This window comes from uncultured Campylobacter sp., assembly GCF_938030815.1.
Classification (GTDB): Bacteria; Campylobacterota; Campylobacteria; order Campylobacterales; family Campylobacteraceae; genus Campylobacter_B.
This window is the reverse complement of record NZ_CALHII010000268.1, coordinates 1-11,117: the sequence shown is the minus strand read 5'-3', so window position 1 is coordinate 11,117 and position 11,117 is coordinate 1. Positions and strand designations below refer to the sequence as shown.

Sequence of the window (11,117 nt, the reverse complement as noted above, 5' to 3'; positions counted from 1 at the left end):
GGGCGCGCCGATACCGAATTATGCGCCGCCTGCGCACTGGAGCCGCAAAGATACTCGCTCGATGGGCAAGGTAGCGATGTTTGGCGTCGATGCCGCGGGCGAGGCTCTGGCGGATGCGGGACTTTTAGAGGATGAGCGCATAAAAGACGGCCGTATGGGCGTCGCAGCGGGTAGCTGTAGCGGCGATGCAAAGGCTACTGGCGAAGTCGTAGATATTTTGCACGGCAAGGATAGCACCTTCAACGCCAACTCTTACGTCAAGATGATGCCCCACACCGTCGCTGCGAATATCGCGATCTACTACGGGCTAAAAGGCAGACTCATCCCCACCGGCTCTGCGTGCACGAGTGCATCTCAAGCGATCGGCTACTCCTACGAAGCGATAAAATTCGGCCTTGCGGATATGATGCTAGCAGGCGGCGCGGACGAGCTGCACCCAAGCCAGGCATTCGTATTTGATAAGCTCTACGCGACAAGCTGCAAAAACGACACCCCTACTCTCAGCCCCGCGCCGTTTGATCTATCGCGCGACGGGCTGGTTTTGGGCGAAGGCGGCGCTATGTTCGTGCTAGAAAGCCTCAGAAGCGCGCTTGCGCGCGGCGCTAAAATTTACGCCGAGATAGTAGGCTTCGGCACGACCTGCGACGGCACGCATATCACCCGCCCGCAGAGCGAGACTATGCGCGCGGCGATGCAGCTGGCGCTCAAAGACGCCGCTATTTCGCCGGATCTCATCGGACACGTAAACGCCCACGCTACGGCGACCAGACAGGGCGACGTCGCGGAATCTACGGCAACTCATGAAATTTTCGGCTCGCAGACGCCCGTGAGCTCTTACAAGGGATATTTGGGCCATACTTTGGGCGCGTGCGGGGCGCTGGAGAGCTTCATCTCGGTAATGATGATGAACGAGGGGCTATTCTATCCGAATCTAAATTTGCACGATATCGATCCGCAGTGCGCTCCGCTTAGATACCTCACGCAGCCGCAGGAGATAGAGACCGACTACGTTATGAATAATAACTTCGCTTTCGGCGGCGTGAACACCTCTTTGATTTTTAAAAAATTTATCGATTAAAGGAGAGAAAATGAAAAAATTTCTATTTTTCGCAGTTGCGGCGCTTTTTGTCGCTAATTCGGCTTATGCCAAGAACGATATCGTGCGCTTCCCTATCGCCGCGGCACTCGCAGAGCCCGACGCCAAAGCCAAGCTTGATCCGAACATAAAATTCTACTTCGGCAACAAATCTGCAGGTAGAAAGATCACGCAGCAGCTAAGCTCGAATAAAAAAGCAAACGGCGTCGGCAAGAGCGATCAAGCCGCATGCAACCGCGCGTTTTTATCGGCACTGCTTAGCTTTCAAGATCGCGCCAAAAAAGAGGGCGGCAACAAGGTCGTAAATATCACGAGCTACTATTACAAAAACGTTTTCGTAAGCGACAAAGAGTTTGAATGCGGCGTAGGCACGATAATGAGCGGTGTCACACTAAGAGGCTACATTGCAAAATAAGCTAAGCTTCGGTATATCTTACGCAAGCGCGATAATTCGGGTGAGCCGGCGGAGTTTTATAAAAATCTCGCCGCTTACTCGGACGGAATTTCCGAAGTAAGCTTAGACGGAAATTCCGATTCTGTTTGCGATATGGATCAAAATTTTACGTATGATTTTACGGCAAATTCTACGCAAGATTTTACAGATATTTCGGACTGCAAGCAAAATTCTATAAATTCTGCAAATTTTGCAGTGTGCGAAAATAACAAAAACGCAGGTTGCGACCTTGCCGCAGAAAGTTTTATTGAAAATTTTACCAAGCGTTGCTCGGAGCTGGGATTAAAACAAGAAGCGGTTGCATCTAAATTTAGCTCCGCGCGCACTTTTGATTGCAGCTCCGAAAAGGCGGCGGAACTTTACAAAAATTTCGCTGCGCGCGAGAGCGAGGCTTTACAAAATAGCCCCGTAGAAAATTTAAAAATTTCTGCTCACGCCCGCTTAAAAGAGGAAATTTTAGCGCTCGAAGCTTTAAAGAAAAAGCCGACTCTTGCGCACATCCCACCGTTACAACGTCGCCGCTTGGGGCTTGGGGCGAAACTTTGCATCTCGCTTTTAGGCGAAATTTCACAAAATGCGCCGCAGAGCTTAGCCGAGGATGACTCCTTAAATCTCGCGCCTCAAAATTTAGACGCGAGCAAAAGCCGCACCGCCGCGCAAAACCCATCGCCGCAGGATTTTTCAAGCGAAAATTCTTTAAATTCTATGCCGCAAGATTTAAATTCGACGCTGCAAGATTTGATAAATGAAAATTCCTTAAATTCGGCAAGGCAAAATTTCAAAACGAACGAACGCTCGGAAACCTGCGATCATGCGATGCAAAGCTCCGCGACGCAGCGCGAAGGGATGCCGCTCGTTTTTTGCTCGCGCCTGGGCGAGATCAACCGCTGTTTTAGCCTGCTCGGCTCGATGGACGAAAGCGTCTCGCCTTCGAGCTTCTGCGTCAGCGTACTCAACGCGATCGCGGCGCAAAATGCGATTTTTACGCAAAACCATGCCGAAATTTCGACGATCTCAGCAGCGTGCGCGCTCGAAAACGGCGCAATAATCGCCGCTGCAAGGCTGAAAGAAAGCGCGGGGGAGTTCGGCTCCGCGCAGGACGCGAACGAAGCAGGCGAGGACGGCGAATGCAAGTCGGATAACGATAAAATCGCCCTGCTCTGCTATTTTGAGGAGGCAAACAACGACTATCTGAAGCGCTGCGACTTCGCCTGCGCCCTACTTCTGGTGCTTCAGCGCGGAGATGACGTGCAGATCGAAATTTCGCCGCACATTGCGGACGCGACGACACAGAGCATAGAGACACAAAATCCAAAACCGCGAGCCGAGAATGAAATTTTACGAAGCTTTAAAGAGGGCGGCGAGATCCCGCTAGATACCGCGGTGGAATTTTTGGCTAAAATCCTCTCCGGCAAGCGCGAATGGCACAGCAGCGACGGGGTTTTGGACTATCTTTGGCACGTCAAAGATCCCGCCAAAATCGCAGCTTTTTTAAGGCAAGATCGTGAGCGCTAAAATAGTAAAATTTCATCGCATGAGCAAGCGCGGCGGGATGAGCAAATTTGATCAAAATCCCAGACCACGCGGAGCCGCAAAGGCGCGAACGACGAGCTTTAAATTTAGCCGCTCCGCCAAACGCAGATATAATGAAGGTTTTAAATTTAGCCGCACTATCAAACACGAGCTCTCCCAAACGGCGCATCTTAAAAACACGCCGAAAGGGCGCGTGCTGTGCGCCGCCAAATCGCGTTGCAATGAGGCGCGCTGCGAAAATACGCCGCCGAGGCATACGCAACGAACTCAAAAAAATCCGCCTAAACGGTGCGAGCTGCGGGCTATAAAAATTTTACCGCAGCAGTGCCTGGAAGACACCGTAAAATTCCGCTATAAAGACAGATGCGGCGAGCCGAAACGGTACGCGCAGCGAGCTGCAAATTTCATAAATTTAGCAGAGCAAAGCTTGGGCTGCGAGTTTAAATTTAGCCGCGCGATGAATAGAGTAGCCGTTCACACAGGATGTACACGACAAGGCGTTGCGATGAATTTTAAATTTTGCGGCGCCGCGAGCTATAAATTTAATCAGACGATGCGTCATACAATAGCGCCAAAACAGCGTATATGGCGCTTCGCAAAAATTCCGTCGCAATGGCGCGCGTGGCAAACCGCCGAAATTCTACTGCAACGATACGCGCGGCAAAAGATAGAAATTTCATCGCAGCAATACGCGCGACGAAGCATGCGGCAAGCTGCGGAAATTTCACCGAGGCAGCACATGCCGCGAACGGCGGGAATTCTACAAGATCGCAGTTTGCCGTGCGCCGCAAAAATTCCATCGTTTCGGCATATGCACGGCGCCGAGATCGACTCCGCTCAGACCATGAAAGCTCTATTACTTCGGCACACGCCGCAAGGCGAAATATCGCACGCAGAGAACCGCAGAAATTTCAATGCGACGCAGCAGGCGGCAAGCCGTAGAAATTTTATCGAGATCGCGCGCATGATAAACCATAAAATCCATGCCGAGAACAACAAAACCCTCGCCGATAGCCGCACAATCCTTAACGAGAGCTGCTGTGAAATCCCCGCCGAAAGAGGCGCCGCGCGATGAAGCAGACAAATCCGCTAAGGCGCAAAATCAAACAGATCGGCATCGCGCTGTGCTTCTCAAGCTTCGGCGCGCTGTGTATGATAGGCAACCTACTCTTCCTCCCTGTAGCGCTGCTGAGGCTAAACCGTATAAGCGCCGTGCGAAATTTCGTACGCGATTTTATAATGATCTCATGGCGCATATTTTTGCTGCTCGCGCGACTTTACGGCAGCATCGGCGTGAGCTGGCGCTGTAAGCTCCCGCCCGGCGGCACTCTCATCGTCGCAAACCACCCTAGCCTGCTTGACGTGGTGATCTTTTTAGCTCACGTGCGGCGCGCAAACTGCGTAGTCAAGGAAAGCCTGTGTAAAAACCCCTTCCTCTCCGCCGCCATCGCAGCCGCGGGCTACATCCCAAATACCGGCTCGGAAGCGATGATAGATGCGTGTCGCAGCGCCCTTGAGCGAGGAGAAAGCTTAATCATCTTCCCCGAGGGCACGCGCACCGCAGATCGCATCGCCATGCACAAAGCGGCGTTTTACATCGCGAACATAAACTGCATCGCGATAAAAATGGATCCTAAAAGCCTAAAAAAAGGACAAGTATGGTACGATACGCCCGAGGTTCGGATGAAATACGACCTCTACGAGCTGTGCGCGCTGGATCTAACGGGCTTTGAGCCGGATCGCCCAAACCCGATCCGAGTGCGCAAACTCTACGAAAAAATATCAAATCTATATGAAAAGGAGAATCTGTGAACGAAGAAATTTTGGAGCTTAAGGAGCTGATCATTTCGGGGCTGAACCTCGAAGACGTAGCGCCGGGCGACATAAATGACGATGAGCCGCTTTTTGGCGACGGGCTCGGGCTCGATTCGGTCGATGCGCTGGAGCTCGGGCTTTTGGTGCAAAAAAAATACGGCATCGTGCTTAACTCAAAAACCCAAAATTTAAAGCAAATTTTCTCATCCGTTGCGTCTTTGGCGCAATACATCGCCGAAAATAGGAGTAAAGATGAGTAAAGATGAAATTTTTGAAATTTTAAAAAAGGCGCTCGTGGAGCTTTTCGAGATCGACGAGAGCAAGGTCGTGCCGGAGGCTAAAATTTACGAGGATCTGCAGATCGACAGCATCGACGCGATCGATCTGGTCGATTACGTCAAGAAAAACACGGGCTACAAGCTGATGCCAGATGATTTTAAAAACATCCAGACCCTTGGCGACATCGTGGATGCCGTAGCCGCGAAGCTCGATCAGGGCGCGAACGGGGAAACTACGGGCGGCGAGAGTTAAATTTAGCCGTGCGGTGCGGCAAGATCGCGGGTGCGGCAGTTTGTAAATTTGCGGCGGCATGGGGCGGCGGGCGAGCGGACAACGCACGGCGTCATTTATTTAACGGCGCGCGGCGGCTCGGAACGTGCGGCACATATTATCAAAGGTGCACGGCGAGCGGCGAACGTTTTATTGAAAGAGTGTGGAGCGAGCGGCTTTTGCAGGCTTAGCGGTTAAGCGACATAGCGCAAAGCTCGCTTATTTGCCGCTTTTGAGCTAGCATGCAAAGCGCTTTGTAGATCAAAATTTTAAAATTTTAATCCGCGAGCTTGAGTGAAATTTTGAAATTTTAAAGGCGTTGTTTCTTTTGAGACCGTCGTTTTCGTAAAATTTCAAAATTTTAAAATTTCGGCTAAATTTGATTTAGCGGATCTGATCGCAAGTGCGGCGCCGCGAGTTAAATTAAGGCGCAGCTAAATTTAAAAGCGGCGCTGCCAGAATTACAATGCAGCGAGCAAGGCTAAATTTAAATTTTAAAAGCATAGCGCCTAAAATTTGAACGCCGAAGCTAAATTTAAAATATCGAAGCGCGGTAATAATCGCGCCGATCGCGCCTGCGGCAAGAGCCTAACCGCCGTAACAAAAACCAAAACCACCGCAGCAAAGCCTAGCCGGCCGCGGTAAAACAAAATTGCCGCGGCAAAAAACCAAGCCCTCGCGGCTAAATTTAAGGATTACAAAGATTGCGACGAACGATATTTTTAAAAACAGCTACCGTAATTTTAAGCGTGTTTTACCCTTTCGGCCTCTATTTTTTGCACGGCGGCGCGCGGGTCTGCTTGCTCGCGGCTATGAGCGCGCTATGGGGCGCGCGAGCTGTTTTTGAAAGTAAAGATCGCGCTATTAAGGGCGCGAGCGCGGCATTTTTTGCGCTGTGCGCTATATTTGGCAGCGGAGCGCTTGCGTATCTGTATCCACTCATAATAAATTTCTCGCTCGCGGCGCTTTTTGCGCTCAGCCTAAGATCGACGCCCGCGATCACGCGCCTGGCGCTTTTGAAGCAGCCAGGCCTCAACGAACACGGCCGCGTCTACACGCGCAAGCTGACCGAAATTTGGCTCGGATTTTTCGTGCTAAACGGCCTGCTTAGCGCGGCGCTGCTGCTACCGCGAGATAAAATTTATTGGAGCGTTTATTGCGGCGCGATCTCATACGTCCTCATCGGCGCGCTGATCGGCGGCGAGATGATTTTTAGGAAATTTTATGTTAAAAAATTTGATTAATTCTTTAAAGCCTTATGAGCGTGAAATCCTTGCTGCGGCGGCTCTTGCACGCGATTTAGCAAAAACGGAATGCAAACAAAGCGAAACGGTAAGCTTAAAAGGCGCGGACAAATCCCAAAGTAGCGCGGCAAGCGTAAATTTAAAAAGCGCGGAAAATTCTAGCAAAAGCGCAAATCTCAATGACGCGGAAAATTCTAGCGGCGGCACAGATGCTACGCATGCCACGCAAACAGCGCAGACGCAAGAGCAAAAAAATGCGCCGATGATCGAAATTTACGGCGAGGACGCGGCAGAGTTCATCGCGTTTTTTTTCGGTGCGATGATTGCGGGCTTTGTGCCCGTGCTGCTGCGGGAGCCCAAATTTAGCGGCGAATTTCATCTAGGCGGCGACGTGAAAATTCCAAATCTCGCCGCAGCGCAAAATTTAGAGAAATTCAGCCCTAATGATTTAGAAAGCATTTCGCCTCGCGATACGGGAAAATCTGCGCCTAAAATTTCATCTAAAAACGCGCCGCAAAATCACGCGCCGTGCGAGCAAGAGGCTGTTTCTTTGCACCTACTGCGCGCCGATCAAAAATTTTATATCAAAACTTCAGGCTCGACGGGCGAAGCGAAAAATATCGAAAAAAGCCTACGCGATATGGTTTTGGAGGCGGAATTTTTGGTAGAAAGATTCGGCCTTTGCGCAAGCGATCGATTTTTATCGGGTGTCTCGCACCAAAATATGTTCGGGCTCACATTTAGCATCTTCGTGCCGCTGATTTGCGGCTCGCGCACGCAAAAAGGCGGTCTAAACTACCCTGAAATCATCCTTGCAGCCGATCTTGCGGGCGCCGTGCTGATCAGCTCGCCCACGGTGCTCGGCGCGCTGTGCGAACATGCAGATGCTGCAAATATAGCGCCTTTGGGCACCATTTTTAGCGCGGGTGCACCGCTAAGTCCTGCGATCCGAGATAATTTGCGCGCGCTTAGCAGTGCCCGCATCGTCGATATTTACGGCTCGAGCGAAACGGGCGTGATCGCTTGCAACGAAGGCGCGAGACTTAAGAAATTTGCCCCCGTTAGCGTGCAGATCCGCACGGATATCGATAGCTGTGGCGCGACAAAACGCGAGAACAAGCCCTTTGATCCTGCGGCAAGCTCTTGCGGCAAAAATTCTATAGCAGAGTCCAAGAAGCGCTGTGTGGACGGGCAAAATACAGACGGGCAAGACACAAACCGCTCGGGCGAGCTAGCGTCTAAATTTAATGCAGACGCTGGCGATAAAACCGCGACCGATACAGAAAACAGCTCCGCACCGAGCTCCGCGACAAAACACGACGATAAATTTGCGCAAGAGGGCGAGCTTTGCGATAAATTTAGGGCAAAGCAGCCCGCCTGCAAATTTTCGCAAACGGGCGAGTTTACGATCAGCTCTCCTTGGTGCGAGCGCTTCGAAAGCCGCGATTTCGGCTATGTGCGCGCAGATGAGATCACGCTTTTGGGGCGCGGCGACCGCACCGTCAAAATCAACGAAAACCGCGTGAGCCTCGATCTGCTCGAAGCTAAGCTCCACTCGCACGAATTTATCGGCGAATGCAGGATCGATCTGCACCCGCAGCGCGACCGCGCCGTAGCTCTTATCAAGCTTAGCGAGTGCGGCGAGCAGGCGTTTCGCGCAGGCGGCAAAAAGGGCGTCACGGACGAGCTGAAGGCCTTTTTAAAGCCCGAATTCGGCGCGATTTTGCGTTACTTCAAGATCGCAAGCAGGCTGCCTTTTAACGAGCAGGGCAAGCTAAGCAAAAAGGATTTTTTAAGCGCCCTGCAGCGCTACGAGGTGCCCGTTTTCGAGCGGAGCGTGGAGAATGAGTTTCGCGCGAAGGTGCGAGCCAGCGACTTTTATTTCGACGGACACTTTGCGCGATTTCCGCTAGTGCCCGCGTTTATGCAGCTTCGCTTCGTATTAATCTGCGCAAAAGCCCTGGGCTACGAACTAGACGGCACGCAAAAGATAGAAAATTTAAAATTTAAAAATTTCATCCGCCCGGGCGATGAAATTTCAATCAAAATCACCGAAGCAAGCGGCAAACTCCGCTTTGAAATTTCAAACGACAAGGTCTGCGCCAGTGGAAGAATTTGCCTTTAAGCCCGCATTTTTACTGCCCTACTTCAACCACCCCGCGCGCATCGCCGAGCTCGTGCACGCCCTGGCGCCCATCGCGCCCGTGCTGATCGTGGACGACGGCAGCGACGAAGCGAGCAAAAACGCGCTGAAGGGGCTTGCGGCTCAAATTTACACCCGCGCGCAAAACGGCGGCAAAGGCGCTGCGGTGTGCGACGGGCTGGCGTGGGCAAAAGAGCTTGGATTTACGCACGCCTTTCAGATCGATGCGGACTTTCAGCACGACGTAAGCAGATGCGAGGAATTTTTGACGTTTGCGGCGCGCCAGCCCTCCGCGCTGATCTGCGCTGCGCCCGCGTATGACGAAAGCGCGCCCAAATCCCGCCTACACGGACGCAAGATAATGAATTTTTGGTGCGTGATAAATACCCTCTCGCACCGCATAAAAGACGCGATGTGCGGCTTCAGAATCTACCCGCTAGAGGAGATCGTGCCGCTTCTGCCTCGCACCAAGAGCCGCAGGATGGGCTTTGATGCCGAAATTTTAATCCTGGCCGTGCGCGCGGGGCTAGAGATAAAATGGCTCGATCTGGCGGTGCACTACGAAGCGGGCGGAGTGAGCCACTTCGCGCCGTTTCAGGATAATTTCGGAATTTCGCTGATGCACGCGAGGCTATTTTGCGGGCTTCCGCTTTGGCTTGCAAAAAGGGCGCTAAAGCGCGCTTGCGATAAATTTAAAAAGCGCGGCTTGCAGGATGTTTCGCAGCAGAACGCAGACGAAATTTTGCAAGGGCTAGCGGGGCAAAGCTTTTGCAGTAGCGCGCGGCGCGATAGTTGCAAAGATACAAAAGAAGAGATGGGCGGCGACGCAAACGAAAAAGCTGGTACCGAAGAATGCGGCGACAAAGCCGCAGCGCAAAGCCCGCAAGCGGAAAATTCAGCGCAAAGCCCGCTCGTAAAAGCCTCGTCGCAACATGCCGCCGGAAAGGACGGACGCGATGGCTAAACACTGGAGCGAAAACAACGAAAAGGCGGGCGCGGCGCTTTTAAATTTAGCCCGCTTCGTCACGCTTCACACGCCTGATTTTTGCATGCGAGGCACCGCGCTTTGCATCTCGGCGATCTATTTTGCGCTGCTTAAAAACGAACGGCGCGCGATCAGGGAGTTTTTGCGGCGCGCGCTCGATCGCGAACCCAAGCTCCGCGAAATTTACGCGAATTTTTATAAATTTTCCCTCAGTCTGTGCGAAAAAATCGCGGTTTGGAACGGCAAGATCGCGCTGGATCAAATTCGCGTGCAAAGCGGTATGAAGGAGCTTTTAAGCGACGGAACGGGTAAAATTTTAATCACTTCGCACTTCGGCAACACCGAGATCGCGCGCGCACTTTCGGCAAACACGGCGGGGATAAAAATCAACGTGCTGATCTTTCGCAAACACAGCGAAAATTTTATGAAATTTATCGAAAAGATGGGCGGCGGCGTGAAAATTCTATACGTCGGCGAGCTCGGTATCGGCGAGATGCTGCAAATCAAAGAGCTGCTGCAAAACGGCGAACATATCGCGGTAATGGGCGATCGCATGCCGGTGGGCTCGGATAAATTTCAAAGCGAGGATTTTTTAGGGCGCAGCGCGAACTTCCCGATCGGCGGCTACCTGCTCGCTAAAATTTTGGACGCGCCGCTATTTAGCCTATGGTGCTACGAGGGGCGCGAAGGGCGCGAGCTGCGACTGCAGCCGCTACCTGCGCCGCTAAAAAGCCGCGACAAGGCGCGATCGGTCGTACTGCCGCTTAAATGCTACGTGCGGCAGCTAGAGCTTTATGCCAAAGAATTTCCTTCTCAGTGGTATAATTTCTTTGATTTTTGGGCGCAAGAAAAAAATGCGAGCGCTGCAAAGCGCGACGGCGCGCAAAATTTCGACGAGACGAGCACGGATACTGCGCTAAATTTAAATGGCGCGGCGGATTTAAACGACACGGCGAGTTTAAATACGGCGTCAAATTTAAAAAGTACGGCGGATTCGGATACCGCGCTAAATTTAGATAATTCGAATTTAGCCGCCGCAAAATCCGCCGCGCAAGACGAAAAATTTCACAGCGGAGAGAAAAATGAGAGAGTATAAATTTCGCGCCAGATTTTACGACGCCGATCCGATGGGCGTGATGTGGCACGGCAACTACGTAAAGCTCTGCGAAGACGCTAGATGCGAGTTTTGGCGCGATGCGGGCTACACATATATGCAGATGAGAGATGATGGATTTATATATCCCATTATCAAAATGGAGTTTAAATTTATCGCGCCGATACTTTTTGACGACGAGGTT

General features: G+C 51.8%; 12 protein-coding genes. All 12 read left to right on the top strand.

The features are described 5' to 3' along the window. On the top strand, window positions 1-1,078 hold a 1,078-nt coding region (locus tag Q0277_RS09965), incomplete at its 5' end, for a beta-ketoacyl-ACP synthase (RefSeq protein ID WP_297997670.1). A gap of 10 nt (window positions 1,079-1,088) precedes the next feature. After that, a complete protein-coding gene (locus tag Q0277_RS09960; RefSeq protein ID WP_295152256.1) occupies window positions 1,089-1,511 on the top strand; it encodes an excinuclease ABC subunit A in 423 nt (140 codons plus the stop codon). 132 nt (window positions 1,512-1,643) lie between these two features. Next, window positions 1,644-3,065, top strand: a complete 1,422-nt coding sequence (locus Q0277_RS09955; RefSeq protein ID WP_297997669.1) for a beta-ketoacyl synthase chain length factor — start codon at window positions 1,644-1,646, stop codon at window positions 3,063-3,065. Continuing rightward, window positions 3,055-4,158, top strand: coding sequence for a hypothetical protein (locus Q0277_RS09950; RefSeq protein WP_297997667.1), 1,104 nt, complete (start codon window positions 3,055-3,057; stop codon window positions 4,156-4,158). The genes Q0277_RS09955 and Q0277_RS09950 overlap by 11 nt, the downstream gene beginning before the upstream one ends. Then, window positions 4,155-4,895: a lysophospholipid acyltransferase family protein gene (locus Q0277_RS09945; RefSeq protein WP_297997666.1), complete on the top strand. Its 741-nt coding sequence runs from the start codon at window positions 4,155-4,157 to the stop codon at window positions 4,893-4,895. The genes Q0277_RS09950 and Q0277_RS09945 overlap by 4 nt, the downstream gene beginning before the upstream one ends. Then, on the top strand, window positions 4,892-5,158 hold the full coding sequence (locus Q0277_RS09940) for a phosphopantetheine-binding protein (RefSeq protein ID WP_297997664.1): 267 nt from the start codon (window positions 4,892-4,894) through the stop codon (window positions 5,156-5,158). Before Q0277_RS09945 ends, Q0277_RS09940 begins: the two co-directional genes overlap by 4 nt. After that, window positions 5,151-5,429 carry an acyl carrier protein gene (locus Q0277_RS09935; RefSeq protein ID WP_297997663.1) on the top strand — a complete coding sequence of 93 codons (279 nt, stop codon included), beginning with the start codon at window positions 5,151-5,153 and terminating at the stop codon, window positions 5,427-5,429. The genes Q0277_RS09940 and Q0277_RS09935 overlap by 8 nt, the downstream gene beginning before the upstream one ends. 722 nt (window positions 5,430-6,151) lie before the next feature. Continuing rightward, window positions 6,152-6,691, top strand: coding sequence for a DNA gyrase subunit B (locus tag Q0277_RS09930; RefSeq protein WP_297997661.1), 540 nt, complete (start codon window positions 6,152-6,154; stop codon window positions 6,689-6,691). Further along, complete coding sequence (locus Q0277_RS09925) at window positions 6,672-8,816, top strand: AMP-binding protein (protein WP_297997660.1); 2,145 nt, start codon at window positions 6,672-6,674, stop codon at window positions 8,814-8,816. The genes Q0277_RS09930 and Q0277_RS09925 overlap by 20 nt, the downstream gene beginning before the upstream one ends. After that, entirely contained in the window at window positions 8,797-9,798 is a 1,002-nt protein-coding gene (locus tag Q0277_RS09920; protein ID WP_297997658.1) for a glycosyltransferase family 2 protein, read from the top strand. The genes Q0277_RS09925 and Q0277_RS09920 overlap by 20 nt, the downstream gene beginning before the upstream one ends. Then, complete coding sequence (locus Q0277_RS09915; protein WP_297997656.1) at window positions 9,791-10,915, top strand: hypothetical protein; 1,125 nt, start codon at window positions 9,791-9,793, stop codon at window positions 10,913-10,915. Before Q0277_RS09920 ends, Q0277_RS09915 begins: the two co-directional genes overlap by 8 nt. Then, window positions 10,902-11,117: thioesterase family protein (locus tag Q0277_RS09910; RefSeq protein WP_297997654.1), on the top strand; the 216-nt coding region annotated here is incomplete at its 3' end. The genes Q0277_RS09915 and Q0277_RS09910, both read left to right, overlap by 14 nt.

What these genes read in the sequence shown, in the direction of transcription:
- Q0277_RS09955 (WP_297997669.1), top strand. Translation starts at nt 1,644, where the DNA reads ATGGATCAAAATTTTACGTATGATTTTACGGCAAATTCTACGCAAGAT.
- Q0277_RS09915 (WP_297997656.1), top strand. Translation starts at nt 9,791, where the DNA reads ATGGCTAAACACTGGAGCGAAAACAACGAAAAGGCGGGCGCGGCGCTT.
- Q0277_RS09945 (WP_297997666.1), top strand. Translation starts at nt 4,155, where the DNA reads ATGAAGCAGACAAATCCGCTAAGGCGCAAAATCAAACAGATCGGCATC.
- Q0277_RS09935 (WP_297997663.1), top strand. Translation starts at nt 5,151, where the DNA reads ATGAGTAAAGATGAAATTTTTGAAATTTTAAAAAAGGCGCTCGTGGAG.
- Q0277_RS09960 (WP_295152256.1), top strand. Translation starts at nt 1,089, where the DNA reads ATGAAAAAATTTCTATTTTTCGCAGTTGCGGCGCTTTTTGTCGCTAAT.
- Q0277_RS09925 (WP_297997660.1), top strand. Translation starts at nt 6,672, where the DNA reads ATGTTAAAAAATTTGATTAATTCTTTAAAGCCTTATGAGCGTGAAATC.